This is a genomic window from Croceibacterium aestuarii (assembly GCF_030657335.1).
Lineage (GTDB): Bacteria > Pseudomonadota > Alphaproteobacteria > Sphingomonadales > Sphingomonadaceae > Croceibacterium_B > Croceibacterium_B aestuarii.
Window position 1 is genome coordinate 2,579,290 of record NZ_CP131039.1, and the last position, 24,281, is coordinate 2,603,570.

At 65.3% G+C, this 24,281-nt stretch carries 22 protein-coding genes and 1 pseudogene; 9 read left to right on the forward strand and 14 right to left on the reverse strand.

Going from position 1 to position 24,281, the window contains the following annotated elements; all coding sequences use genetic code 11:
- Positions 1 to 143: 143 nt before the first annotated feature.
- The 3 genes from lepB to era are packed head-to-tail and all read left to right on the forward strand — an operon-like array spanning position 144 to position 2,547.
- Positions 144 to 980, forward strand: a complete 837-nt coding sequence (gene lepB, locus Q7I88_RS12715) for a signal peptidase I (RefSeq protein ID WP_305096288.1) — start codon at positions 144 to 146, stop codon at positions 978 to 980.
- Positions 977 to 1,645, forward strand: coding sequence for a ribonuclease III (rnc, locus tag Q7I88_RS12720; protein WP_305096289.1), 669 nt, complete (start codon positions 977 to 979; stop codon positions 1,643 to 1,645). Before lepB ends, rnc begins: the two co-directional genes overlap by 4 nt.
- The gene (gene era, locus Q7I88_RS12725) at positions 1,642 to 2,547 is read left to right on the forward strand and encodes a GTPase Era (RefSeq protein ID WP_305096290.1); all 906 of its coding nucleotides are present in this window, start codon (positions 1,642 to 1,644) and stop codon (positions 2,545 to 2,547) included. The genes rnc and era overlap by 4 nt, the downstream gene beginning before the upstream one ends.
- Here era and Q7I88_RS12730 read toward each other — a convergent pair.
- From Q7I88_RS12730 to plsY, 7 genes and pseudogenes are all read right to left on the reverse strand, one after another.
- Positions 2,544 to 3,995, reverse strand: a complete 1,452-nt coding sequence (locus Q7I88_RS12730; RefSeq protein ID WP_305096291.1) for an MFS transporter — start codon at positions 3,993 to 3,995, stop codon at positions 2,544 to 2,546. The genes era and Q7I88_RS12730 overlap by 4 nt on opposite strands.
- Positions 3,996 to 4,063: 68 nt before the next feature.
- A complete protein-coding gene (locus Q7I88_RS12735; protein WP_305096292.1) occupies positions 4,064 to 4,246 on the reverse strand; it encodes a hypothetical protein in 183 nt (60 codons plus the stop codon).
- On the reverse strand, positions 4,243 to 6,789 hold the full coding sequence (gene topA / locus Q7I88_RS12740; protein WP_305096293.1) for a type I DNA topoisomerase: 2,547 nt from the start codon (positions 6,787 to 6,789) through the stop codon (positions 4,243 to 4,245). The genes Q7I88_RS12735 and topA overlap by 4 nt, the downstream gene beginning before the upstream one ends.
- A 72-nt stretch (positions 6,790 to 6,861) precedes the next feature.
- A complete protein-coding gene (locus Q7I88_RS12745; protein ID WP_305096294.1) occupies positions 6,862 to 7,563 on the reverse strand; it encodes a YciC family protein in 702 nt (233 codons plus the stop codon).
- A 24-nt stretch (positions 7,564 to 7,587) separates the two neighbouring features.
- Positions 7,588 to 8,289: a hypothetical protein gene (locus tag Q7I88_RS12750; protein ID WP_305096295.1), complete on the reverse strand. Its 702-nt coding sequence runs from the start codon at positions 8,287 to 8,289 to the stop codon at positions 7,588 to 7,590.
- Between the two features lie 52 nt (positions 8,290 to 8,341).
- Positions 8,342 to 9,440 (reverse strand): annotated as a pseudogene (dprA, locus tag Q7I88_RS12755) (DNA-processing protein DprA).
- Between the two features lie 5 nt (positions 9,441 to 9,445).
- Positions 9,446 to 10,027 (reverse strand): glycerol-3-phosphate 1-O-acyltransferase PlsY, encoded by a 582-nt coding sequence (gene plsY, locus Q7I88_RS12760; protein ID WP_305096296.1) that lies wholly within the window; start codon positions 10,025 to 10,027, stop codon positions 9,446 to 9,448.
- A 61-nt stretch (positions 10,028 to 10,088) separates the two neighbouring features.
- Here plsY and murI point away from each other — a divergent pair, with 61 nt between their 5' ends.
- The 3 genes from murI to Q7I88_RS12775 all read left to right on the forward strand — a co-directional run bounded on the left by murI (position 10,089) and on the right by Q7I88_RS12775 (position 14,596).
- Complete coding sequence (gene murI / locus Q7I88_RS12765) at positions 10,089 to 10,883, forward strand: glutamate racemase (protein ID WP_305096297.1); 795 nt, start codon at positions 10,089 to 10,091, stop codon at positions 10,881 to 10,883.
- A 130-nt stretch (positions 10,884 to 11,013) separates the two neighbouring features.
- On the forward strand, positions 11,014 to 12,234 hold the full coding sequence (gene hemA / locus Q7I88_RS12770) for a 5-aminolevulinate synthase (RefSeq protein WP_305098609.1): 1,221 nt from the start codon (positions 11,014 to 11,016) through the stop codon (positions 12,232 to 12,234).
- A gap of 142 nt (positions 12,235 to 12,376) precedes the next feature.
- Positions 12,377 to 14,596 (forward strand): sensor domain-containing protein, encoded by a 2,220-nt coding sequence (locus Q7I88_RS12775; RefSeq protein ID WP_305096298.1) that lies wholly within the window; start codon positions 12,377 to 12,379, stop codon positions 14,594 to 14,596.
- Positions 14,597 to 14,602: 6 nt separating this feature from the next.
- Here Q7I88_RS12775 and Q7I88_RS12780 read toward each other — a convergent pair whose 3' ends face one another.
- The gene (locus tag Q7I88_RS12780; protein ID WP_305096299.1) at positions 14,603 to 15,793 is read right to left on the reverse strand and encodes a type III PLP-dependent enzyme; all 1,191 of its coding nucleotides are present in this window, start codon (positions 15,791 to 15,793) and stop codon (positions 14,603 to 14,605) included.
- A gap of 223 nt (positions 15,794 to 16,016) precedes the next feature.
- Positions 16,017 to 17,069, reverse strand: coding sequence for a 1,9-bis(guanidino)-5-aza-nonane synthase (locus Q7I88_RS12785; RefSeq protein WP_305096300.1), 1,053 nt, complete (start codon positions 17,067 to 17,069; stop codon positions 16,017 to 16,019).
- A 114-nt stretch (positions 17,070 to 17,183) separates the two neighbouring features.
- Here Q7I88_RS12785 and Q7I88_RS12790 point away from each other — a divergent pair, with 114 nt between their 5' ends.
- The 3 genes from Q7I88_RS12790 (at position 17,184) to Q7I88_RS12800 (ending at position 19,184) form a co-directional block, all read left to right on the forward strand.
- Entirely contained in the window at positions 17,184 to 18,146 is a 963-nt protein-coding gene (locus Q7I88_RS12790; protein WP_305096301.1) for a threonine ammonia-lyase, read from the forward strand.
- A gap of 83 nt (positions 18,147 to 18,229) precedes the next feature.
- Positions 18,230 to 18,673 carry an MAPEG family protein gene (locus Q7I88_RS12795; protein ID WP_305096302.1) on the forward strand — a complete coding sequence of 148 codons (444 nt, stop codon included), beginning with the start codon at positions 18,230 to 18,232 and terminating at the stop codon, positions 18,671 to 18,673.
- Positions 18,674 to 18,749: 76 nt separating this feature from the next.
- A complete protein-coding gene (locus Q7I88_RS12800) occupies positions 18,750 to 19,184 on the forward strand; it encodes a response regulator (protein WP_305096303.1) in 435 nt (144 codons plus the stop codon).
- On the opposite strand, the gene Q7I88_RS12805 is transcribed toward Q7I88_RS12800, so the two are convergent.
- Genes Q7I88_RS12805 through Q7I88_RS12825 form a run of 5 tightly spaced genes read right to left on the reverse strand, consistent with a single transcriptional unit; the run spans position 19,173 to position 24,277 of the window.
- Positions 19,173 to 21,536 carry a TonB-dependent receptor gene (locus Q7I88_RS12805; RefSeq protein ID WP_305096304.1) on the reverse strand — a complete coding sequence of 788 codons (2,364 nt, stop codon included), beginning with the start codon at positions 21,534 to 21,536 and terminating at the stop codon, positions 19,173 to 19,175. The genes Q7I88_RS12800 and Q7I88_RS12805 overlap by 12 nt on opposite strands.
- Positions 21,445 to 22,383 carry a FecR family protein gene (locus Q7I88_RS12810; protein ID WP_305096305.1) on the reverse strand — a complete coding sequence of 313 codons (939 nt, stop codon included), beginning with the start codon at positions 22,381 to 22,383 and terminating at the stop codon, positions 21,445 to 21,447. Before Q7I88_RS12810 ends, Q7I88_RS12805 begins: the two co-directional genes overlap by 92 nt.
- Entirely contained in the window at positions 22,380 to 22,997 is a 618-nt protein-coding gene (locus tag Q7I88_RS12815; RefSeq protein ID WP_305096306.1) for an RNA polymerase sigma factor, read from the reverse strand. Before Q7I88_RS12815 ends, Q7I88_RS12810 begins: the two co-directional genes overlap by 4 nt.
- 8 nt (positions 22,998 to 23,005) lie before the next feature.
- Positions 23,006 to 23,626 (reverse strand): class I SAM-dependent methyltransferase, encoded by a 621-nt coding sequence (locus Q7I88_RS12820; RefSeq protein ID WP_305096307.1) that lies wholly within the window; start codon positions 23,624 to 23,626, stop codon positions 23,006 to 23,008.
- A 9-nt stretch (positions 23,627 to 23,635) separates the two neighbouring features.
- Entirely contained in the window at positions 23,636 to 24,277 is a 642-nt protein-coding gene (locus Q7I88_RS12825; protein ID WP_305096308.1) for a tetratricopeptide repeat protein, read from the reverse strand.
- Positions 24,278 to 24,281 lie beyond the last annotated feature (4 nt).

Below are 24,281 nucleotides of genomic sequence, written 5' to 3' on the forward strand. Positions count from 1 at the left end.
TCTTGGGCTAGGCGAGCGAGCAATGTTTTGGAACCCCGAAATCCGCGCCGGACGTACTGTTGGATGCCCCCGCCCGCACCGCTTCTTTTTTTCCTCCTGGACCGTGGTCCAAGTGGTCCATGTGTGTCACCTTGGCTGATCCCGTGAGCGAAACGGACCCGGCGGCCGCGGACGATTCGGCCAAGGCCGAAGACCTGGCTGCGAAGAAGCCGGAAGGCAGCTTTGCCTGGTTTCTGGTCAAGCTCGTCATCATCGTGCTCATCTTCCGCACGTTCGTATTCAGCACCTTCTCGATCCCGTCGGAATCCATGCTGCCGCGGCTGATGGTGGGCGATTACCTGTTTACGGCCAAGTGGCCCTACGGCTTTTCGCGCGCCTCGCTGCCGTTCGACGTCGACATCGGCGACGGGCGGCTCTTCGCCCACTTGCCCAAACGCGGCGATGTCGTGGTGTTCAAGCATCCCGTCGACCGCAGCGACTACATAAAGCGGGTCATCGGTCTGCCCGGCGACACCATCCAGGTGAAGGGAGGCGTCGTCTTCATCAACGGCGAAGCGGTGAAGAAGGAACGGATTGCCGACTTCGTCCACCCGGTCACGCCGTACTACGCCTGCCGGGAAGTGCGCTTCCGCAAGACCGCCCCCGACGGAACCCTGCTTTGCGCCTACCCGCGCTTTCGCGAGACGCTGCCGGGCGGCAAGAGCTACCAGGTGCTCGATTGGGGCTCGACGCCGCAGGACGACACGCCACCGCGCATCGTACCCGAGGGCATGCTGTTCATGATGGGCGACAACCGCGACAATTCTATGGACAGCCGCTTCCCGGCCGTGGCCGGCCAGGGCGTAGGCCTGGTTCCGCTCGACAACGTCGTCAGCCGGGCCAGCTTCATCGCCTTTTCGACCGACGGCGAGGCGAGCTGGATCAACCCTGTGAGCTGGTTCACCGCGGCGCGCTGGAACCGTATCGGGGACGGCATTTGAGCGGCCTGGGCGAAACGCGGGCCTGGCTGGAAGGGGTCGGCTGGAAGGTCCGCGACGAGACGCTGTGGATCGAGGCACTGACTCACGGCAGCACCGGCGCGGCGCGCGACTACCAGCGGCTCGAATTCCTCGGCGACCGGGTGCTCGGCCTGGCGGTTTCGGAATGGCTCTACCAGCACAACGGGGGCAGCGAGGGGGAACTCGCGCAGCGGCTCAACGCGCTGGTCAGCCGTGCCGCCTGCGCCCGCGTCGCGCGCGCCATCGGCGTGCCCGAGCACCTGCGGCTCGGCAAGCAGGCGCGTGACGACGGCGGCCAGGACAGCGACAACATCCTCGGCGACGTGATGGAGGCGCTGCTCGGCGCCAGTTTCCTCGAAGAGGGATTCGACGCGACGCGCGCCGTGGTCCGCGCGATCTGGCAAGGCGAGATGTCGGGCGGCGCTGGGCGCGCCAAGCATCCCAAGAGCGCGCTGCAGGAATGGGCCGCCGGCAACCGCCGCAAGCCGCCCGAATACGAACTGGTCGAACGCTCCGGCCCCGACCATGCCTCGCGTTTCACCGTCCGGGTGAGCGTCCACAACGTCGGTGCGGTCGAGGCCACCGCCGCCAGCAAGCAGGACGCCGAAACCGCCGCCGCCAAAGCCTTCATGGAGACCTACGGATGAGCGAGAGCGAACCTACCCGGTGCGGCGTGGTCGCAGTGATCGGCGCGCCCAACGCCGGAAAGTCGACACTGACCAACGCGCTCGTCGGGCAGAAGGTCGCGATCGTCTCGGCCAAGGCGCAGACTACCCGTGCCCGCCTGCTCGGCATTGCACTCGCCGGCAGCACGCAGATTATCCTCGCCGATACGCCCGGCATCTTCGCTCCCAAGCGGCGGCTCGACCGGGCGATGGTCAGCGCCGCGTGGGAAGGCGCCGAGGCCGCCGACGCGATCCTGCTGGTGGTCGACGCGGTCAAGCGCCGCCGCCACGAGCTCGAGCCGCTGCTCGAGGCTCTCGCCACCCGGCCCGAGCGCAAGCTGCTGGTGCTCAACAAGGTCGACGCGGCGGTGAAGGAGGAACTGCTCGTCCTCGCCCAGGACCTGACCGGCAAAGTCGCTTTCGACGAGGTTTTCTTCGTCTCCGCGCTGAGCGGCGACGGTGTCGAGGAACTCAAGGCGCACCTCGCCGCACTGATGCCCGAGGGGCCGTGGCACTACCCCGAGGATCAGGTCTCGGACGCCAGCGAGCGCCTTATGGCCGCCGAGATCACTCGCGAGCAGCTCTATAACCAGCTGCGCGAGGAACTGCCCTACGACAGCGCGGTGCGGCCCGAGAGCTACACCCAGCGCAAGGACGGCAGCGTCGAGATCCGCCAGCAGATCGTCGTCGGCCGCGAAACCCAGCGCGCCATCGTGCTCGGCAAGGGCGGCAGCCGGATCAAGGCGATCGGCGAAGCGGCGCGCAAGGAGCTGGCCGACATCCTCGGCCAGAAGGTCCACCTCTTCCTGCACGTGAAGGTCGACGAGAACTGGGCCGAGAGCCGCGAGATCTACGAGGAAATCGGCCTCGACTGGGTGCGCTAGCGCACCATGTCGGGGTGGCGGTGCTTGCGGATCAGCGTCGCCCCGGTGGCGCGGAAGCGGTAGGCACTGCAGGCGGCGGCGATGACACACAGCGCGATCGAGGCGATGGCCGGAACCGGGCCCACGCCCAGCCCCATCGCCAGCACGACCCCGATCAGCGCCGCGCCGGTCGACTGACCGAACAGCCGCGCGGTCGAAAGCAGACCGCCCGCCGCCGCCGAGCGGTCCTTGGGCGCCTGGCCGATGATGAGGCGCGAATTGGGCGACAGGAACAGCCCGAAACCGAGCGCGGTCAGGCCCAGCCGCCAGCCGATCTGGGTCGGCGTCGCATCGTTCGCGAGCGTGGCGATGAAAACCAGGCCGGCGATGGCGACCACCATGCCGACGACGCCCATGACCGAGGGCGAGATGTGGTCCGAAAGCCAGCCAGCCGCCGGCGCGACGACCAGCATGGTCAGCGGGAACGGCAGCAGCAGCAGGCCGACTTGGTCGGGCGTGTAGCCCATGCCCTGCTCGAAGCGGAACGGCAGCGCCACCATCAGCATGGCCGAGGCGATGAAGGCGCCGATGGCGGCGATGGTCGAAAGCCCTATGGCGGGCATGGCCATGAGGTCGACCGGCATGACCGGACGGTCCCTGCTCCGCTCGTAGCGGGTCAGGAAGACCGCCGACACCGCACCCAGCGCTACGGCGACGAGGCCCGGCACCGGGTTGTCGTGGGTGGCCACGGCAAGGCCGCCGATCAGCGCCAGCACCGTCAGCGCGCTCCAGGCGCCCCCGGTCCAGTCGATCTTCATCCGCCGGGGGTGCGGATCGGGCAATGTGCGGCCGAGCGCGAGCGAAACGATGCCCAGCGGCGCCGCCGACACGAACACCCAGTGCCAATCGACATGCTCGGTGATGAACCCGCCCAGCGTCGGCGCGATAGCATAGGAACTGGCGACGATGACCGAGTTGATGCCCATCCCCGTGCCGAGGTTCTTCGCAGGGTAGATGGCCCGCAACATAGCCGCCGAAACCGACAGCGCGATGCCGGCGCCGATGGCCTGCCCGGCACGCACCAGCAGCAAGGCCCAGAAGTTGTTGGCGAGAAACGCCGCGGCCGAAGCCGCGCAAAACAGCACCTGGCCGATCTGGTAAAGATTGCGGTGGCCGACCTTGTCGCCGATCGTGGCAAAGGGCAGCAGGACCATGACCATGGCGAGCTGGTAAACGGTAACGACGTTGGTCACCGCGCTGTCGCTGACGCCGAGATCGCTCGCGATGGTCGGCAACGCGACGTTGGCGATGGCTCCGTCTACCACGAACAGCGCGGTCCCGAAGCTTATCGCCGCGATCGCCCAGTACCGGCGAGGCCTGGGCAAGCCATCGCCCGATGCAGCCTGCGGGGCGGAATCGGTCGCCGGCTCCCCGGCATCGCTTTCCGTTTCACTTCGCAACTGCAACATTTCCGTTGAACGAAAGAGGCCGGAAAAGGTCCCCGCTACGGCCAAATAATTGCTGCCCCACCGGCGCGTCAGCGCTTCTTGGCAATGGCGATCTTGTTCTTCTTCGCGAAGTCCTTGGTCGATTCCTCGCTGCGATTGAGGGCCTTTGCGATCGCTTTGAGCCCGTGTCCCTTTGCTGCGAGCGTGCGCAGCTGGCCCGCCTCGTCGGCCTTCCACGGTTGCTTGTGGCGCTCGAACAGTTCCTTGCTCACTTCGCGTCCGCCTTCTTTTTTGCCGGAGCCTTCTTCTTGGCCGGCGCCTTCTTCTTTGCCCCCTTCTTCTTGGCCGGTCCCTTGGCAGCGCGCGCGTCGATGAGGGCGATCGCCTCGGCTTCGGTCACGTCCTCGGGCTTGGCGTCCTTGGGCAGGGTCGCGTTGGTGGTGCCGTCGGTCACGTAAGGGCCATAGCGGCCGGGCATGACCTTCATCTCGCCGCCGCTTGTCGGGTGCACACCCAGGGTCTTTATCGGCTCGGCCTTGCCGCGCGCGCCGCCTTTGCGGTTGGCCGCTTCGGCCAGCAGGGTGACCGCCGCGTTCATGCCGGTATCGAACACGTCCCGCGTCGAGGATAGCTTCGCATACTTGCCGTCGTGCCGCAGGTACGGCCCGTAGCGGCCGATGTTGGCCTCGATCTCCTTGCCGGTCCCGGGATGTACGCCGACGATGCGCGGGAGGCTGAGCAGTTTCAGCGCCCACTCGAGGTCAAAGTCGGGCAAGTCCTTGGGAATGCTCGCGCGCTTCGCCTCCTTGCCTTCGCCGAGCTGGACATAGGGACCGAACCGCCCGACCTTGCGCTCGACCTCAAGCCCGGTTTCGGGGTCGGTGCCCATGCTCTCGTCTTCGTGCTCGCCGTTCTCACCGGGCTGGCCGAAGCGCCGGCGGAACGTGCATTCGGGATAGTTGGCGCAGGCGATGAACGCGCCGAAGCGTCCGCCCCGCAGCGAGAGCCGGCCACCCCCGCGGCCCTCGGCCAGGCACTTTGGGCAGGCGCGCGGATCGCCGCCGTCGGTCTGGGGCGGGAACAGGTAGTCGGACAGGAACTCGTCGAGCACCTCGGTGACTTCCGAAGGCTTGCGCTCCATCACCTCGTCGCTCTTGGGCTTGAAGTCGCGCCAGAAGGCTTCGAGCAGGTCCTTCCATTCCTCGCGCCCGCCCGAGACGTCGTCGAGTTCCTCCTCCATGCCGGCGGTGAACTCGAAGGCGACATAGCGTTCGAAGAATCGTTCGAGGAACGCGGTCAGCAGACGGCCCGAATCCTCCGCGAAGAAGCGGTTCTTTTCCATCCGCACGTATTCGCGGTCGCGCAGCGTCTGGATGGTCGAGGCATAGGTCGAAGGCCGGCCGATGCCGAGTTCTTCCATCCGCTTGACCAGGCTGGCTTCGGAAAAGCGCGGTGGCGGCTGGGTGAAGTGCTGCGTTGCGGTGACGTCCTTCTTGGCCGGGGCATCGCCCTTGCGCATCAGCGGCAGCAGACCCGAATCCTCGTCATCGTCGGCTTTCTGGTCGCGCCCTTCCTCGTAGATCGCCAGGAAGCCCGGGAACTTCACCACCTGGCCGGTGGCGCGCAGCTCGTGCCGGCCGGTCGGATCGCGCATGGTCACCGTAGTGCGTTCGAGCCGCGCGGCGGCCATCTGGCTGGCCATCGCGCGCTTGAATATGAGGTCGTAGAGCTTGGCCTCGTCGCCCGATCCGGCGCGGTCGCGGCCGAAATCTGTCGGACGGATCGCCTCGTGGGCTTCCTGCGCGTTCTTGGCCTTGGTCTGATAGAACCGCGGCTTCTCCGGCAAGTAGTGCCCATCATAGCGCTCGGAAATGGCGCGCCGTACGGCGCTGATCGCGCTGCCGTCCATCTGCACGCCGTCGGTGCGCATGTACGTGATCGCGCCCGCTTCATAGAGATTCTGCGCACAGCGCATCGTGTGACTGGCCGAATAGCCGAGCTTGCGTGCCGCCTCCTGCTGGAGCGTCGAGGTCGTAAACGGCGGCGCCGGATTGCGCGTAAGCGGCTTTTCCTCGACCTCCTCGACGGTAAAGCGGGCGCCTTCGACCGCGGCCTTGGCCGCCTGCGCCGTGCCTTCATCGCCGATGGTCAACCTGTCGATCTTCGTACCGTCGTACTTGACCAGGCGCGCTTCGAAGCCTGTGCCGTCGTGCTCCATCTGTGCGGCGACCGACCAGTATTCCTGCGGCTTGAAAGCCTCGATCTCGCGCTCGCGGTCGACGATCAGGCGCAGCGCGACCGACTGCACACGGCCGGCGCTCTTGGCGCCGGGCAGCTTGCGCCACAGCACCGGGCTCAGCGTGAAGCCGAAGAGGTAATCGAGCGCGCGGCGTGCGAGGTAGGCGTCGATCAGGTCCTGGTCGAGCTCGCGCGGCTTGCCCATTGCATCGGTCACGGCGGCCTTGGTGATGGCGTTGAAGGTGACTCGCTCGACTTCGCCCGGCACCGCCTTGCGGTTCTTGAGCAGTTCGAGAACGTGCCAGCTGATCGCCTCGCCCTCGCGGTCGGGGTCGGTGGCGAGGATCAGTCGGTCGGCCTTCTTCGCCGCGTCGGCGATAGCCTTGACCTGGTCGCGGTTGCGTTTGTCGGCATAGACCTCCCAGTCCATGGCGAATTCCTCGTCAGGGCGGACCGAGCCATCTTTTGGTGGCAGATCGCGGACATGACCGTACGAGGCGAGAACCTTGTAGTCCGAGCCGAGATACTTCTCGATAGTCTTCGCCTTCGCCGGCGATTCAACGATTACAAGCTGCATGGAATTTTTGGGTGCCCTTACGTGTATGCGTACGCGCGAGGGTGAATCGGGATTGCCGCCCTCGTCAAGCGGTCAGGAGAAGACTTCGCCGATCTCGCGCGCGTCGCGGTGCACCAGGCAATAGACCGCGATGCCGAAAGCCAACAGCACGGCGTTGACGGATGCTTCGAGGAGCGCACCGACGATAGCGCCGAGGTTGGCGCTGATCGCAGCGAAGATTCCCGCCACCACACCGGCCGCGATGATGGCGATGAGGAGGACCAGGCCGGCAAGAAATATCTGACCGCCGTGCCCTCTGGTCGCTTCCCAGCTCGCACGGAGCGAACCGATGATTCCCTCGCGCGCGCCGATCACGAACCCCGAAGCGGCGGACCAGCGCACGGCGAGGAAAAGGCCCGGCACGAGAAGAAAGATCAACCCCACGGCAATGGCGAGGCCCGAGAGAATCGCCATGGCGATGTAATGCCAGAAGCGGGTCCCCCCTTCGTGCATTCGGCCGCGTGCCGCGAGGTAGCGAGTGAGGAGCAGGTACCCCGCGACCACCGAGACGAGGCTGGATACCAACGAGAACGCGGCAGAGCCAGGGCCTTCGAAGGTATCGACCCGGACACCAAACCCGACTGCGGGATCCGACACCTCGGAAAAACCGAGAAGGACGCCGAGCACGCCAAGACCGCCTATCACTACAATGAAGGTCACCACGTCTCGACGGGTATCGCCAACTAGCCGCGAGACTTCCGCAAGAATGTCGCTCACCCGAATTTCGCGTTCCATTGGATCGCTCCCCTCGCTCAGCAGTTACCCTCCGGCGGCTACACGCGGATCGGCCACACCCTCGTTCGCTTTATCGCGCGCCACGACGATCTCCTGGAAGATCGCGACGCCCATCGACAGCGAGACAGCGCTCATGGCGCTCGCCGCAAGCTGCGAGATGGCGATGCCGACAGGGTCGGACTTTTCGTACAGGTAGCCCGCCAGCGCCGAGATCGCGATCAGGGCGAAAACCAGCGCCAGCATTGCGACGAGAATTGGAAACTCGCTGCCGCTGGTCCGCGCCCAGCTTTCCTTGAGCGATGCGATCGCTCCCCCGCCGCGGCGAGATAGCAGCAGGGGCTGGGCTATGATCCATCGCGCCATGAAGAACAGTCCAGGCAGGATGAGCATGATAAACCCGGCCATCACCCCGAGGGTGTAGAGCACCGAAAGGACACAATAGGCGAGAAACAGGTCGTCCCCACCCGCGGGGCGATTGCCCGTCCGGCGCAGCAAGACCTCGAGAAGCTGGTAAGCAGCCACCACGCCGACGACGAAGTTGATTCCTCCCTTCGCGAGAACCTGGAGGATCGCGGTGCGGTCGACGGTATAGAAATCGATGGCGCCGTTGATGATCGTCAGAGCGACGATGTAGATCGCGACCGGCCCCTTGCAACGCTCGAGCAACTCGAGCGTCCCCTCGACGATGGTGCCAATTTTCAGTTCCCGCGCGGGTACGATAGTCATGGCTGGCCTCCCCCTAACTTCCACCTTCAGAATCGCCGTTTGGCGGCAACAGTCAAGTGGACAGGCTTACCCGGCCCCCTGCATGCCGAAGGAGGCATCCGGCCACTTCCAGCTCGAGCAAGGCCATCTGCACCTCGGCCGCACCGGCGCCGGACTGGCGTATGAGTTCATCAACCGCGATCGGCACCGTGGTCAGCAGTCCGGCGATGTCAGCCGGTTGGGCCTCGGCCCAGTCGTCGCAATCGAGGTTTCCGGCCTGGTCCGATTCGCGCACCGTCGAACGCGGCGTGCCGTCGAAACCGCTGAGCAGTTCGATCACGTCGTCGGGTGCCTGAACCAGCACGGCGCCTTCGCGGATCAGCGTTGCATCCCTGCGCCCGGGCATCGAGCGGACTGCCCGGAATCGCCATGACTTCGCGTCCGGCCTCGCCGGCCAGGCGCGCGGTGATCAGCGAACCCGACTTGGGCGCCGCCTCCACCACCAAAGTCCCCGAGGCGAGACCGGCGATAATACGGTTGCGGCTCGGAAAGTGGCTGCCGCGGGGCTCGGTACCGGGTGGCTGTTCGGCAACCAGCAGACCCTGCGTTGCGACCTGCTCCTGCAGTTCCGCGTTCTGCGGCGGGTAAGCGACGTCGATGCCGCTGGCGATAACGCCGATTGTCGACGGTAGCGCACCGCGATGCGCCGCGCCGTCGATTCCGCGCGCCAGCCCGGAGACAACGACGAACCCGGCCTCGGCCAGCGTCGCGGCGAAATCGCGCGCCAGCTTGACCGCCGCTGCCGAGGCGTTTCGCGCGCCGACCATGGCGACGCACGGCTTTGCCGCCAGCGCCGTGTCGCCTTTTACGATCAGAATCGGCGGCGCGCCGTCGATTTCGCCTAGCAAAGGGGGGTAATCGAGCGAATCGTGAAACAGGTAGCGCGCCCCGGCGCGGCGCACAGCGGCAATCTCGTCTTCGATCAGCTCTCTCGGCGCCGGGCGATAATTGCGGGCGCCGCGGCTGGCGAGATCGGGGAGCGCCTCGATCGCTGCCTTCGCAGTGCCGAAACGGTGCAGCAACTGTGCGTAACTGACCGGTCCGATGTTGGGTGATCGCAGCAGCCGGATGCGGCCAAACGCTTCCTCCTGCGAAAGCGCCGGTGCCGCCACAGCGGTCACGATTTGCTGCCGACTTTCGGTTCCTCGCCCGCAAGCAGACGGCGAATGTTCGCCCGGTGGAGCCAGAGAACGACCAAGGCGATGAAGACCAGGTATGGTACCAACTCGGGCTTGCCGAGCAACCAGGCCGCGATCGGCGCCGCGACAACCGCGCTGATTCCGCCGAGCGAGGAAATGCGCGTGGCGGCCAGCATCGCAAGCCAGACCGCGGCGAAGACCAGACCGATCGACCAGAACAGGCCGAAACAGGTTCCCGCGGTTGTCGCCACGCCCTTGCCGCCTTTGAACTTGAGCCAGACCGGGAAGCAATGGCCCAGCACCGCCCCCGCCGCCGCAAATCCGGCCATGGCCGGCCACAGTTGCCAGGCAATCATGACTGCGACCCACCCTTTGCCGAGGTCGAGCAGCAGGACCAACGCGGCGAGCCCCTTGTTGCCCGTTCTCAGGACATTCGTCGCGCCGATGTTGCCGCTACCGATCTGGCGGATGTCGCCCTTCCCCGCGGCCATGGCGAGGAGCAGCCCAAACGGCACAGAGCCGACGAGATATCCGGCGAGAAGGGCGAGGAGCCAGTCCATGACCCTTCCTATCCGCTTGTCTCGCTTGCCTGCAACCGCGAACGCGGGAATAGGGGCCGCGATGGACGCAACGGCCCCGATCCTGATCTTCGATTCCGGCGTCGGCGGGCTGACCGTGCTGGCCGAGATCCGCAAGCTGCTGCCGAACGCTCCGCTCATTTATGCCGCCGACCTCGCCGGGCTGCCTTACGGCGAGAAAAGCGAGGCGGAAATCGCCGCGCGCGTCGCCGGGCTGCTCGGACGGATGAGCGAACGCTTTCGCCCTCGCCTCATCACCATTGCCTGCAACACCGCCAGCACCATCGCACTGGGCATGGTGCGCGAGGTGCTCGAGGTTCCGATCGTGGGGACGGTCCCCGCGATCAAACCCGCCGCGCTCCAGACCCAGAGCGGTGTCGTCGGCCTGCTTGGAACTTCGGCGACTATCCGCCAGAAATACGTCGACGACTTAGAAGCAAACTTCGCCGGAGGAAAAGTCCTCCTGCGCCACGCCTGCCCGGCCCTCGTCAGCGCGGCGGAGCAGAAGCTGCGCGGGGAGGTGCCGGAACCGGCGGTGTTTCGCGCCGCGGCCCAAGGCCTCCGCGGCCAGCCGCGGGGCGAAGAGATCGATACGGTAGTCCTGGCCTGCACCCACTTCCCCCTCGTCGAAGACGAATTGCGCGCGGCACTTGGGCCCGGCGTGGAATTCATCCATGGCGCGGAAGGAATTGCCCGGCGCGTGGCACACTTGACGCAGGACAATGAATTTCACCGCGAGAAACCCGATTTCGCAGTCGTCACCGGGCCTATCGACGCTGCCGCTGGTCTCGACCTGGCGTTTCGCGAATACGGATTAGAAGCGGTGGCGCAGTTCTAGGTCCAGCGGAAGGAACCTCCTGTTGCAAATCGTTCGCAAACTCCGTCCTTTAAAGCCGACCGCGCTTGGCCTAAGTCGCACCGGACTCGACAGCCGCACACCCACGAGCGGCGCTGACGGGACAGGTACGCTGAACTACGAGCACATCTTCGACCAGGCTATCGACCGGCTCCATTCGGAAGGCCGCTACCGGGTATTCATCGATATCCTGCGCAACAAGGGTGCGTTCCCCAACGCGCGCTGTTTCGCCCACCACAACGGCCCGAAGCCGATCACCGTGTGGTGCTCGAACGATTACCTGGCGATGGGCCAGCACCCCAAGGTCGTCGCGGCAATGGAAGAGGCGCTGCACGACGTCGGTGCCGGCTCGGGCGGCACGCGGAACATCGGCGGCAACACGCATTACCACGTCGATCTCGAACGCGAACTGGCCGACCTGCACGGCAAAGACGGCGCTTTGCTGTTCACCAGCGGCTATGTCTCCAACGACACCACGCTTTCGACGCTGGGCAAGCTGCTCCCGGGTTGCGTAATCTTTTCCGACGAACTCAACCACGCCAGCATGATCGCTGGAATCCGCAACTCGGGCTGCGAAAAGCGCGTGTTTCGTCACAACGATGTCGAGCACCTCGAAGAACTGCTGGCTGCCGAAGATCCCGAGCTGCCCAAGCTCATCGCCTTCGAGAGCGTTTACTCGATGGACGGCGACGTCGCACCGATTCACGCGATTTGCGACCTTGCCGACAAATACAACGCGCTCACCTACATCGACGAAGTCCATGCGGTCGGCATGTACGGACCGCGCGGCGGCGGAATTTCCGAGCGTGACGAAGCCGCCCACCGCATCGACATTATCGAGGGCACGCTGGGCAAGGCGTTCGGCGTCATGGGCGGTTACATTGCCGCCGATACCAAGATCATCGATGTCGTGCGCAGCTACGCTCCCGGTTTCATCTTCACCACTTCGCTCAGCCCGGTGCTGGTCGCCGGCGTGCTTGCGTCTGTCCGGCACCTCAAGGCGTCGAGCGAGGAGCGCGAGGGCCAGCAGGCTGCGGCGGCGAGCCTCAAGACCATGTTCCGCGAAGCCGGCCTTCCGGTAATGGAATCGACCACGCACATCGTCCCATTGATGGTGGGCGACCCGGTCCGCGCCAAGCGGATTAGCGACATCCTGCTCGCGGAATACGGTGTCTACGTGCAGCCGATCAACTTTCCCACCGTGCCGCGCGGGACCGAGCGCCTGCGCTTTACCCCCGGTCCGGCGCATAGCGAAGAGATGATGCGCGAGTTGACCGACGCCTTGGTCGAGATCTGGGACAGGCTCGAGCTCGAGCTTTCTAAGGCCGCCTGAGCTGGGCAGCCATCGCCGCTGCATCCCGTCCGCGCTCGCCTGACTCCGCCCTTTCGTTAGGCTCATCGTAACCAAGCCATGCCATGCCGGTCCGCATCGGCGCTCAATGTTGTGCGTCCCCTTGCGCGAGCTGCATTAACAGATGGAATTGTCCGGCTTCTTCAAGAGCAAGACGTCTTCGGCACAGGACGAAAACATCGCCGAACTGGCCCCTGCCGGGATCATCAGCCCCGGGGACTCGGCCGCACGACTCGCCGTAATCGATGACTTCGAGCAGGCCGGCATTGGCTGGATCTGGGCGTCGAACAACGAAGGCCGGTTGATCTACCTGTCCGGCAGCGCACTCGAGCGGCTCGAATTTGCCGCCCCGCAGCTCCTCGGCCAACCGCTCGTCGACTTGTTCGAAACCGACAGCGAAAATCCCGAGCAGGGCAGCGAGAGGCCGCTGAAATTCCAGCTCACATCGCGCAACAAGCTCAAGGACCTGGTGGTTCGCCTCATGCCCGCCACCAAGGCGAGCGGCCGCAATATGTGGTGGGCGATCTCGGCCCACCCGAAGTTCGACCAGCAAGGCAGGTTCGAAGGCTATCGCGGCAGCGCCAAGGACGTAACGGTCGAATACGAACGCAAGCTCGAGGATTCCCGGCTCGCCGAATACGATTCACTCACCAGCCTCGCCAACCGGCATCGCATGACGCGGCGACTCGAGAGCACGCTTGCGGCATTCAAGAGTTCACGCCGCGCTTGCGCGCTGATGATGCTCGACCTCGACCGCTTCAAGCAGGTCAACGACACCATGGGCCACCCGGCCGGCGACGAACTGCTACGCCAAGTGTCCGAACGGTTGCGCAACGTCATCGGCGAGCGCGGCGAAATCGGCCGTCTCGGCGGTGACGAGTTCCAGGTCATCCTTCCCGACCTCGACGATCGCGGCAAGCTCGGCGAATTGGCCAGCAAGCTGATCCAGATCGTCAGCCAGCCCTATCCCATCGATGGAAAGCGGGCGATCATCGGCACCTCGATCGGCGTTGCCATCGCGCCCTATGACGGGGTCGAGAAAGACGAGATTGTCCGCGCGGCCGATCTTGCCCTCTACGCCGCCAAGAAGGGTGGACGCGGCGCGTTTCGCTTCTTTTCCGCGGACCTGAAGGATGAGGAAGAAGAGCGCGCCCTGCTGCTCGACGACCTGCGCGAGGCGCTGGCGAGCGAGCAACTCGAATTGCACTATCAGCCGGTCGTGCGCACCAAGGACGACATGGTCGTCGGCTTCGAGGCACTGATGCGCTGGGAGCATGAGGAGCGAGGTTTCGTCAGCCCCGGGGTCTTCATCCCGGCAGCGGAGGAATCGAACCTCATCAATTCGCTCGGCGAGTGGGCGCTGCGCACCGCCTGTACCGCGGCAACAAGCTGGCCCAAATCGGTGCGCGTGGCCGTCAACGTGTCGGCGGTGCAGTTCGCCAATTCCGGTTTCATCGACATTGTCACCCACGCCCTCGCTCACTCGGGGCTGGAGCCGCATAGGCTCGAGCTGGAGCTGACCGAGAGCGTCTTCATGGGCGACAGCGAAACCGTCGATGCCACGTTCCGCATGCTCAAGGATCTCGGCGTTCGTCTGGCGCTCGACGACTTCGGCACAGGCTATTCCTCGCTCAGCTACCTGCGCTCGGCGCCGTTCGACAAGATCAAGGTCGACAAGAGCTTCGTCGATTCATGCACTCAGAAGGACCAGAACAGCGCGAAGATCATTACCGCGATCATAGGCCTTTCGGAGGCGCTGGGGATGGAGACCACGGTCGAGGGCGTCGAAGCCTTCGATCAGCTCAAGCTCGTCATCGATAGAGGCGCGCGGTTCGTCCAGGGGTGGATCTATTCAAAAGCCCTGCGGCTCGACGAAATCGAGAGCCGCATGGGGAGCGGCGAATTCAAGATCAAGCCCGATGGGCCCGAGATATACCGCGCCGAACGGCGCAGCGTGTTCCGCCGCATCGGCGTGATCCACGACGACCACCGCTACGACGCGGTAATGCGCGACCTGTCGAAATCGGGGGCCTACATCGAGGGCCTGCTCGGCGTACCGGCCGGAACCGGCCTCGTGCTCGACTTGGGAGCTGGACAGCTTGTGGTGTCCACCGTCACCCGCTCGCAGGATGCGCAGATCGCGGTCGAATTTGAAACCCCGCTGGTTAGCGACGGCGCCGGCGGCTTGTGCACGCGCCACCGCGTCAGCCCCTACGCGCTCGCCGCCGCGGGGATGCCACTGACCTCGCTGCCGCAGGGGCACTACCCGATCGAACAGCTCCAGCAGGGTCCGCGCAGCAAGCCGCAGTTCCTGCAGGTCACGAACGGGCGCGCCGCGGCTTGAACACGGTCAGCGCAAGCTGACCACGTTGTCGCTGCTGCGCGGATCGGCACGGTCGCCGCGGTAGAGACTCGCCATCGGCTCGTCGGTCACGGTCACGGCAATCGCTTCGCCGAAGCCGTTGAACCCGGTCTTCATCGCTGCGCCATAGGCGCCGAGCATCCCGATTTCGATATAGTCACCGGCCTGGATGTCGGCAGGCAGCATGAAGGGGCCCTTCATGAAATCGGCGTCGTCGCAAGTCGGACCGTAGAACGAAAATTCGTCGTGCGGCTGAATCAGATCGTCTTCCAGCGCGAGCACCGGAAAACGCCAAGCCACGTGCGCAGCATCGAACAGCGCGCCATAAGCGCCGTCGTTGATGTAGAGCTCGTTGCCGCGGCGCTTCTCGACCTTGACGATCAGGCTGGAATATTCGGCACACAGCGCCCGGCCCGGCTCGCACCACAACTCGGCCGAATAGGAAATGGGCAGCGCTTCGAAATGGCGCGAGATAAGTGCGAAGTAATCCTCCAGCTGAGGAGGTTCCATGCCCGGGTAGCAGCTCGGAAATCCGCCGCCGACATCGATGATATCGACGGTGACCGCAGCCTCGGCGATCGCCGCACGCACGCGCTCGAGTGCCTGGACATAGGCAAACGGAGTCATAGCCTGGCTGCCGACGTGGAAGCAGATGCCCAGTGCATCGCAATGCTGACGCACGGCGCGGAGCAAACCTGCGGCATCGGCGAGATCGACGCCGAACTTAGAGGCGAGCGAAAGTTCCGAATACTCCGACGAGACTCGCAGCCGCACCAGCAAGTTGAGGTCTTTGGCACCGCCGGTGGCCTCGACAATCTTCTCCAGCTCCTCGACCGTGTCGAGGCTGAAGGTACGCACGCCGTGCTCGGCGTAGGCCTCGGCAATCGCGCTCTTCGTCTTGACCGGATGCATGAAGCACAAGGTCGCCTCGGGAAGAAGCGAGCGCACCAGTCGCACCTCGGCGATCGACGCGACGTCGAAATGCGTCACGCCCGCGTCCCACAGGATTTGCAAAAGGTCGGGCGACGGGTTCGCCTTGACCGCGTAAAGCGACTTGCCCGGAAACTTCTCGGTAAAGAAGCGGGCAGCGCGCGCAGCAGCATGCGGGCGATTGAGGATTACCGGCTGATCCGGCGCGAAGGCGCGGGCTACAGACGATGCGTCAGGATAGCTGTGCAATTCAAGGGACCCCCAACGGTAGTTTCGGTTTAAGCTGCCTTGCGGTTGGAAGGTCCCATGGGGCAGCGAGGGGCGCATATATTCCGCCGGCGGCGAACTGCAAGAAAAATGTGCGGAATCGGCGCCCTTTTTGGACCATCTTCTGCAGCGTTCCAGCTCTTCGCAATCAAGCGCCCGGGATGGGAAATCGTTCCAAATCAGCGCGCGCAGGCGGGCGATGCAATCATTCGAATAGCTTCGCCCAGCGGCGCGGGGTGCGGGTCTTCCAATGCTCGCGGTGGTAAGCGTCGCTGGCGAGCAGCGGCATGACGGATCCCGCCTCCGCAAAAACCATCTGTTCGATAGCCGTATTGACCTTGCCCCAGCTCGCGGCCTCCTGAAGCGTCGAGGACGAGCAGGCGCCATCGCGTACGTCGGCCACGGTAATCTGCACGGCGTACTTGTGCACGGAGACATCCTCGTGGCCGAGTATCTCGGCGCAGACCACGGTGTCCTGGATGAAGTTCTTCGGCACGCCGCCGCCGACCATAAGCAGGCCCGAATCGCCGCTCTTGATCTTGATGTCGGTCAGCTCGCGGAAATCGGCCACCGCGTCGATCATCAGGTACGGCTTGTCTTCCTTCATGCGGTCGACCTGATGCTTGACCAGACCGAAGCCGGCCGAGCTGTCGACGAACGCGGGGCAGAAGATCGGCACGTCGTGCTCGTAGGCGAGCTTGACGAGGCTGTTGTCCTTCTTGCCGTGTTCGCAAAGATACTTGCCCATCTCGCGGATGAAGGCGCGCGACGAGTACGGGCCAGGCGGCAGCTCGTTGGCGATCTTGTTGATCGTGAAATCGCAGTCCTGCAGCTGCTCCTCGTCGATGTAGGTGTCGTAGATGCGATCGATGTAGAGCGAGCGCAGCGTGTCGTCGTCGGGCACTTCAAGCGCCTGGTAGTGCTTGTGGCCGAGCCCCTCGAAGAAATCCATGTCGACGATCGTGGCGCCGGTGGCGACGACGCAGTCGACCATGTTCGAACGGACCAGTTCGGCGTAGAGGTCCATGCAGCCCGCAGCGCTGGTCGAGCCGGCAACGACCAGGAAGATCGTGCAATCCTTGTCCTCCAGCATCTGGTTGTAGATGCGAGTGGCACGCGCGAGGTCGCGGCTGGTGAAACTCATTTTGCCCATGGCGTCGATCAGCGGCCGCGCATCGTATTCGCGGATGTCGATATGCTCGACTTTGGTCGAAAGCAGTTCGGCCTTGCGCGTGTCGTTGATCGTCGATTCGGTCATTCGCTTGTCCTTTAAGTCCTGCCCCGCCAACGGCGAGTCCCAAGCTGCGGTTCCGGTAAATGCGGGCGCGCCTAGGCGCTGGTCGGGCCGCCGTAAATATGCGACGCGCGCGCCATGGCCGATTCCTCATCGCTTCGCAAACCGACCCGTTCCGGCGTGGTCCGTGCGGCCGAGAAGATCGCGCGCCTCCTGCCGCCTACTCCGCTGCTCCCGGTCGTCATTCGCGGGCACCGCGTATGGTGCAAGGCCGAAAACCTCCAGGCCATCGGCGCATTCAAGATTCGTGGCGCCTGGCACCGGCTGACCGATCTATCCAACGACGAGCGGAGACAAGGCGTTGTAGCGGTTTCAAGCGGCAACCACGCGCAGGGGGTTGCCTGGGCGGCGCGCGAGCTCGGCATTGCGGCGACCATCGTCATGCCCAGCGATGCACCGGGGGTGAAGCTTGACGGCACCCGGACGCTCGGCGCGAATGTCGTCCTTTACGACCGCCCAGGCGGTGAATCGCGCGATGATGTCGCAGCGCGGCTCGTCGCGGAGAGCGGTGCAACGCTGGTTCACGCCTACGGCGATCCTTGGGTCATCGAAGGCCAAGGCAGTGCAGGGATCGAACTGGCCGCGCAGTTGGCCGAGGAGCCGACGCGCATCGTCGCCTGCTGCGGGGGCGGCGGACTGGCGGCCGGTCTTGCCCTCGCCTGCCCGGACTCTGCAATCGTGCCGGTCGAACCCGAAGGCTGGGACGACGTGCGGCGCAGCCTTGCGGCCGGCGAAATCCTCACCGTGGGCCCCAACCCGCCTCCGACCGCCTGCGACGCGCTGCAGACGCTGGCAACTTACCCGGTCAATTTCGAAGTGCTGTACGGCCGCGCCGCGGCCGGTGTCGCGGTGAGCGAGGAAGAGGTTCGCCAAGCCCAGCGCTTCGCCTTCTCCCGGCTCCGGCTCGTGCTCGAACCCGGTGGCGCGGCAGCGCTGGCCGCGGCGCTGAGCGGAAAGGCGGATCTCGGTGGCAAAACGGTGATCATGCTCACCGGCGGAAACGTCGACGCCGCCGCCTTCGCGAAGGTCATCGCCGAATAACGGCTGTTCGCAAGTGTCGGACGGCGCTTGATTGCATCGGCAATTAGGGCATTGCTAGCGGCGCATTTTGCAGGAGCCTGAGCGTGCCCGAACTTTCGATTCTCCAGCCGGTCGTGGCGCTAGCCGCTTGGACCATGATTATGTGGCTGTGGATGTACGCCACCCGCATTCCTGCCATGCAGGCGGCCAAGGTCGATCCCGACAAACTCGTGAACGATCCCGACACCACGCTAGATCGCGCGCTGCCCGCCGCAGTCCAGTGGAAGGCGCACAATTACAACCATCTGCACGAAGCGCCGACGGTGTTCTATGCGGTAGCGCTCGTACTGTTCCTCAGCGGCGAAGGCGATGGACGCCCGGCCATTCTCGCTAGCGCCTACGTTGCGCTGCGCATTCTGCATTCGCTAGTGCAGGTTACTGTCAACAAAGTCCTCGTGCGCTTTGCCATTTTCGCGCTGTCATCCGCAGTGCTGATGGCGCTGATCGCCCTCGCCGCGCGGGCCGTGTTTCTAGGTGGCAGTGCGTAGCAGGGGATTAGCAACCCGCCAGCAAGGCCGCTCTAGTCCCGGCTTCTGATCCAATCGGAAGAGCGGGGATCGCGACTTGGCATTCATCCTCATCGCCGAAAGCGACCCAAACGTCGCGGAGCGGGCCGCCGACGCATTGGCCGCTGCGGGCTTTGCCTGCGGATGGGTGACTGACGCAGACCAGACGCGAACGCTTCTGCGCTGCCGCCAACCGGATTTGATCCTCCTCGACGCCAACATGCCGGGACGGAGCGAAGGACATCTATTGCGTGAGCTTCGCTCAAGCGAGCAATGCCGCGACACGCCGATCATCCTGCTTACTGCTGCAAGCGGCCGAGACGATCCCGCGAAATCGGCGGATTGCGGCGCGCAAGACTTCATTCGCAAGCCATTCGACCCCCGCTTCCTCGTCTGGCGTGTCAACCACGCGGTTGGAATGCTCGAAGCCCGGCCTAAGCTTGGGGAGGTCAGCGAGTGGCCGGTGCAGCAGCAACACGGTTCACTCGGCTGAGCCCCCCGGCCGGTAGGACAGCGTCAGGCGAAACGTGCGCGGCTGCTGCGGCGTGAACTGCGGCATAGTGCGCACCCGCAGAGGGTTACCGTAAGCGAACGTGTCGTGCCGCCCGTCGAACAGGTTGAGTACCTCTAACGCGACGCCGAACGGACCCCGACTGCCCCGCAATTCGGCAACTGCATCGATGATTTTACCCATCTTGCGGTCGAGCGCGGGATCGAAACTGAGCCGCGCCGAACCAAAGTAATTGAGCTGCGCCCGCGCGCTCATATCCCAGTCGCCGAGGTAGAAATCGTGAAGCAGCGCGGCGCGAAAGGTCATGTTCGGGACGACCGGCAAACGCCGATCCCCGTCGGTCGAGGCGTCGAGCGGATCGATCTTGGCCGACTGCAGCATCGCGCCGGCCTGCAGGTGCCAGCGTTCGGCGGGCTCGGCCTCGATCGAGAGTTCGGCCCCGCTGATCGCACCCTTGCCGACATTGGCGGTCTCGATCAGCCCGTTGGGGCGCAGAACGTCCGACTGGATGCTGCTCCACCACGAATGATACAGACCGAGGTCGAAGCGGATCGCGCCGATCGTGTCGCGCCAGCCGGCCGACAAGGTCTCCAATTCGTCGCCGTCGAGAGCTTGGATCGTTCCGTCGTCGCCCACCCCGGTTCCGCCCTGGCGGAAGGCCGAGCCGTAGTGGGCGTAGATGAGCCGCCCCGGCTCAGGCTTCCACGACAGCCCGACGGCCGGCGTGATGCCGTAGCGGATGAAGCGAAAATCGGCCGCTCTGGCGCCTTCGATGCGGCTCTCCTCGATCAGGCTGCGAAACGCCCGAGCACCCGCGGTCGCCTCGAGCCGGTCCGTCAACGGAATAGACAGTTCACCGAACAGCGCGAGTTCCTCGGCAGATCTGTTATCGTTGTCGACCGCAAGGTTGGTATCCGCTAGCCCGGATAAGTTGCGCGAGCTCTTTTGCGCGGCGGAAAGATACGAAATTCCGCCCAGCCAGCCAAGCGATCCGAGATGCCCGTCGGCGCGGATCTCGTTGTCCCAGACCTTGTACTCGTTGCTGTCGAGCAGGAGCTGCGGATCACCCATCCCGAGCAGCTCAGCCCCCTGCGTGGCGTCGAAGCGCTCGTTCACGTCGTGGCGGGTATAACCGCTCGACATGACGATGCGCACCGGCCCCTCCTCGCGCGCAGCGCGCAGCGAACCGTGCAGCATGTCATTGTCGTGCATTTCCGCCAGTTGCGCCGGGCGGCTGCGCGCCAGCGGAACGTAGACGTAGCGGCTGTCATCGGCGTCCAGCCACTGCGCGAAGCCGGTGGCATCGGCGCGCCAGCCAGCCCCGATATCGATGCCGAGCCCAGCACGGAAACCGAACAGGCTCGAATTGTTGCTGTCCTTGCGGGCGCCGGTATCGACCCAGCCGGGCGCCAATTCGCCGTAGCCCACCAGCCGCAACGCGACCTTGTCGCGGGCCAGTGGCAGGTTGGCCATCGCCGAGCCGCTTATCCCCGTCGACCCGCGTTGCACCGTCTCGCCGGTTACGGACGCTGCGAACTCGGTGCGCGACAGGTTGGCACGGCGAGTCACCACCCGGTATATCCCGCCCAGCGCGCCGGTGCCGTAGAGTGAGCCCTGCGGTCCCTTGAGTATTTCGACCCGCTCGACGTCGACAAGGCGGATGTCGGGATCGGGCGCGGCATAGGTCACTCGCGCGTCGTCGAGCAGGACAGCCACCGTGGACTGGGTTCGCCCGCCAAAGGCGCTGTCGGCAACGCCGCGCAGGAACATGCGATTGCGGCCTGGGCCTTGCCCCGTCAGCGAAAACCCTTCGACGTTCGCCGCCACCGTTGCGCTGTCGCGGCTGGCGCGCATCTGCTGGAAAGCATCGGGACGCACGACGGCGACGGCTATCGGGGCGCTGTCGAGCGACACTTCGCGCTTGGTCGCGGTGACAACGATATCCGGGCCGATGGTCGGCGGGACGATCTTCGGTCGGCTTACCGTCGGGGGCGGGCTGGCCGGTGCGCGCTCGATCCGCCATGCCGTGGCGCCGACCCGCCGGGCAAAGTAGCCTGTGCCGGCGAGCATCCGGGCCAAGGCACGATCGACCGTCATTCGCCCTTTGACAGGCGTACTCCGCTGTCGCGGAAGCGCTCCTTCCGCTCCGATCGAAACGCCCACCTCTCGCGCCAGTTCGGCGAGCGCCTCGGGCAGGTTGGCGGATTCTACGTCGATAGACTCGCGGGCGTCGCCCTGGGCCTCAGCCGGCAGGCTCCAGGCGATAAGTATCGCCGTCGTGCACCAGCACCAGCCCCATGAGCTGCGCCAGATCCCTGACCGCTGTATCGCCATTCCCGACCGACAGAGTCCCCGAAAACCGGCGGTTCTCGATTGCCGGCGTGATGTCCAAACGCAGCCGGGCATAGCGTGCGAGGTCGGCTGCGACCAGTGCCAGCGGCGCGGATTCATATGTCAGCCTTCCCTTGCGCCACTCGCCGACATTTTTTCCTGCAACCGGGGCCACCGTCGCGATCTTGTGTTGCGGATCGAACGAGAACCGCTTGCCCGCGCCAAGCTCGATCGGCGCAGCAAGCGCCGCGCCGCGCACCTGCACCCGGCCTTCAGCGACCTCGACCCGTGCCGACTGGCCGACGACCTGCACGTCGAACCGGGTGCCAATGTCCGTGACCTCTACGCCGCCGGCCTTGATCACCATGCTGCGCGCCGGATCGTGGCGGATGTCGAAAAAAGCCCCGCCCTGCAGCGCCAGTTGCTCCTGGTGTCGTCCGGAAACCGTCAGGATGCTGCCGGGGGCGACAACGACGCTGGAACCATCAGCAAGCGAGACGGTACGGCTGATGGCGCCCACCGTGTAGGTCACCGGATCGGGCTGCAAAAGCTGCGGGACGGCCACAAGCGCGACGAGCGACGCGGCCAAGGCGCCGCTTGCCCAAACTGGCCATCGCGAGCGGCGCGGCGGCTCTTGCACCTCCTCAGTTTCTTCGGCGAATTCGTCCGCCAGCGACGGGCCGTGGCGGGCGGCAAGGTCATCGGCCAGCGCGATCTCGTCGTAGAGTTCACGATGACGCGCGTCGGCCTCGAGCCAGGCCGTGAACCCGTCCCAGTCCATCTCGTCGCGCAGCGAAGCAAGGTGCCATTGCACCGCCTCTTCGCGAATCTGTTCATTGGCCCCGGTCATCGTGTCTTTTCCATTGTCGAGTCCGGTCGTTCTGACCGTCCTCGATTGCGTGACGACGCGGAATCGAAATATCCGCAGTCCTCGAGGTGCTTTCTCAGGTGCCTCATCGCCAAAGCGAGGTGCTTTTCCACCCCGCTGCGACTGATGCCCATCATGGTGGCGATGTCGCCCTGCGCCATACCTTCGAACCGATAGGCAACGAGAGCGCGCCGGGCGCCGTCGGGCAAAGTGGCAATGGCCGCGCGCAGGACTTGCCCCTCCTCCTGCTCGAGCAGCGCCTCCTCCGCGCCGGGCGCGGGATCGGGCCGGTCCTCGACCGCGACCCCGAGCGCAGGCTCGCGCTCGAGCCAGGCCCGGTCGCGCCGCATCGCCCGCTGGCGGCGTCGCACCCGGTCGAGCGCGAGGTTGTTGGCCATTCGAAACAGATAGGCCCGTCCGTTGGCGATCGGCCCCACTCGAAGGTCGACGAGTTTGAGCCAAAGCTCCTGCAGCAGGTCCTCGGCTTCGACCGGATCGCCGCACCTCGCGCCGAGAAACCGCAGCAATTCGGGGCGATGGACGTCGAACAGGCCGTTCAGCCCGCTCGTCGCCACCGCTTCGTCGCCCTCTGCCATGATGCTCCTCAGTGCCGGGCGCATACGAGAAGTCCTCTTACGCCCAGGCCTGCGGCGCATTCCTGCACGCAAATGCCGTCCGAGGCAAAGCCACCCTGCTCAAGAAGCTCGGTAATCGAATGCAAGTCGAACAGGCGATGCAGTCCTGCATGGGCAAAGCGCCAGCGCTCCATCGTCTCACGATGGGTGACGTAGGCGATCAGCCGCCCGCGAGGCGCAAGTGCACGACGCATCGTCCCGACCATCGCTCCGGCGTCATCGGCGAAATAGAGCACGTTGAGCGCGAGGACAGCGTCGAAAGGCGCGGCGGGCGGTGGCATGTCCTCGATCCGCACCGCGGCAAGGGCCGCCTGCACCCCGAGCCGGCGGCGCGCCGCGGCAATCATCGCCGGTGACGGATCGACGCCCGCGCAGAGGCAGTCGGCGCGGTGCAGGACCGCCGCCAGCGCGGCCCCGGTCCCGCACCCGGCATCGAGGATTCGCTCGCCATCGTGGGGCTCGAGCAAGTCGATGGCCAGGCGGGTGCAGCGCCGGTTGGCCCAATCCATCGCCTGCCCCAGCAAGGTGCCCGGCAGCCCGCGAGGTCGTGCGAGCTGCCCGGCAAGACTGGCCGCTAGGGAACCAGCCATCTGGGCCGGTCAGCCGATTTTCCGGAGCAGTGCCGCGACTTCGCGCCGCCGACCGGCATCCCACGCCGGTCGCGCCGGATCGTGCCGCGCCTTGAGCGCCTTTTGCAGGTAGCTCTTCGCCCCGGCCTTGTCGCCCTGCTCGAGGAGGAAGTCGCCGTAGAAGTAGTTTGCATCAAGCCCATCCGGATCGAGTGCCAGGGCTTCCTTCAGCAGGCGTCTGGCTTTGCCGTCGTCGCCGAAGCCGATCGGCGAGCCGGGAACCTTGTAGTAGAGCACGCCGAGGCTCATCGCCGCGCCGCCGTCGGCAGCGCGCGGATCTATCGAATAGGCTTTGGCGAGTATGTCGCGGGCCCTGGTCGCCAGGCTCAGCTTGTGGAAGATGTTGGCCCGGTTGGCCTGTTCGCTCACGACAATGCCCTGCCACAGCAGCGGCTCGGCCTGGCCGGGATACTTGGCGACCAGCGCCGCGGCCTGGTCGGCCAGCTTGTCGAGCGCCTTGGTCTGCGTACTGGAGCCTTTCACCTCGTAGGTGATGTGAGCCCAGCTGTCGTTGACGCTCTTGACGTCCTGGCTCATCGAACCGGCGGCATAGGCGGGTGCGACCAGCGCCAGCAGCGCGGCGGCCAAGGTTAGGCGGGTCTTGCCAATCATCGGA

Excerpts from the sequence above, each read along its gene's own strand:
- era (WP_305096290.1), top strand. The coding sequence starts at position 1,642 with ATGAGCGAGAGCGAACCTACCCGGTGCGGCGTGGTCGCAGTGATCGGC.
- Q7I88_RS12730 (WP_305096291.1), bottom strand. The coding sequence starts at position 3,995 with ATGTTGCAGTTGCGAAGTGAAACGGAAAGCGATGCCGGGGAGCCGGCG.
- topA (WP_305096293.1), bottom strand. The coding sequence starts at position 6,789 with ATGCAGCTTGTAATCGTTGAATCGCCGGCGAAGGCGAAGACTATCGAG.
- Q7I88_RS12745 (WP_305096294.1), bottom strand. The coding sequence starts at position 7,563 with ATGGAACGCGAAATTCGGGTGAGCGACATTCTTGCGGAAGTCTCGCGG.
- Q7I88_RS12750 (WP_305096295.1), bottom strand. The coding sequence starts at position 8,289 with ATGACTATCGTACCCGCGCGGGAACTGAAAATTGGCACCATCGTCGAG.
- plsY (WP_305096296.1), bottom strand. The coding sequence starts at position 10,027 with ATGGACTGGCTCCTCGCCCTTCTCGCCGGATATCTCGTCGGCTCTGTG.
- murI (WP_305096297.1), top strand. The coding sequence starts at position 10,089 with ATGGACGCAACGGCCCCGATCCTGATCTTCGATTCCGGCGTCGGCGGG.
- Q7I88_RS12775 (WP_305096298.1), top strand. The coding sequence starts at position 12,377 with ATGGAATTGTCCGGCTTCTTCAAGAGCAAGACGTCTTCGGCACAGGAC.
- Q7I88_RS12785 (WP_305096300.1), bottom strand. The coding sequence starts at position 17,069 with ATGACCGAATCGACGATCAACGACACGCGCAAGGCCGAACTGCTTTCG.
- Q7I88_RS12790 (WP_305096301.1), top strand. The coding sequence starts at position 17,184 with ATGGCCGATTCCTCATCGCTTCGCAAACCGACCCGTTCCGGCGTGGTC.
- Q7I88_RS12805 (WP_305096304.1), bottom strand. The coding sequence starts at position 21,536 with ATGGCGATACAGCGGTCAGGGATCTGGCGCAGCTCATGGGGCTGGTGC.
- Q7I88_RS12810 (WP_305096305.1), bottom strand. The coding sequence starts at position 22,383 with ATGACCGGGGCCAATGAACAGATTCGCGAAGAGGCGGTGCAATGGCAC.
- Q7I88_RS12815 (WP_305096306.1), bottom strand. The coding sequence starts at position 22,997 with ATGGCAGAGGGCGACGAAGCGGTGGCGACGAGCGGGCTGAACGGCCTG.
- Q7I88_RS12820 (WP_305096307.1), bottom strand. The coding sequence starts at position 23,626 with ATGGCTGGTTCCCTAGCGGCCAGTCTTGCCGGGCAGCTCGCACGACCT.
- Q7I88_RS12825 (WP_305096308.1), bottom strand. The coding sequence starts at position 24,277 with ATGATTGGCAAGACCCGCCTAACCTTGGCCGCCGCGCTGCTGGCGCTG.